The 359-nt window shown below is 64.9% G+C and carries 1 protein-coding gene; it reads right to left on the bottom strand.

Features of this window, described 5'->3' with window-relative positions:
- Positions 1 to 334, bottom strand: a 334-nt coding sequence (locus DIE11_RS36685; RefSeq protein ID WP_221622489.1) for a hypothetical protein, incomplete at its 3' end; no start/stop codon positions are given.
- Between the last annotated feature and the right edge of the window lie 25 nt (positions 335 to 359).

The following is a 359-nucleotide window of genomic DNA, read 5'->3' as shown; positions in this document are numbered from 1 at the left end:
CCACGTCGACCTCGACCGGTATCAGCTCGCTGTCCACGGGCCTCAGCTCGACCGATAGCTCGGTGGCTTCGCTGTCGACCTCCACGTCGACCGGCCTCTCGTCGGCAACTAGCTCGATCAGCTCGCTGTCCACGTCGACCTCGACGGGCATCAACTCGCTGTCCACGGGCCTCAGCTCGACCGACAGCTCGGTGGCTTCGCTCTCGACCTCCACGTCGACTGGCCTCTCGTCGGCAACTAGCTCGATCTCGTCGCTCTCGACGTCGACCTCGACCGGCCTGTCGTCGGCAACCAGCTCGATCTCGTCGCTGTCCACGTCGACTTCGACCGGCATTAACTCGTTGTCCACGGGCCTCAGC

Source organism: Burkholderia sp. Bp9012 (assembly GCF_003853825.1).
Lineage (GTDB): Bacteria > Pseudomonadota > Gammaproteobacteria > Burkholderiales > Burkholderiaceae > Burkholderia > Burkholderia diffusa.
Note: the sequence above shows the minus strand (reverse complement) of the source record. Positions and strands in the feature narration are given on the sequence as shown.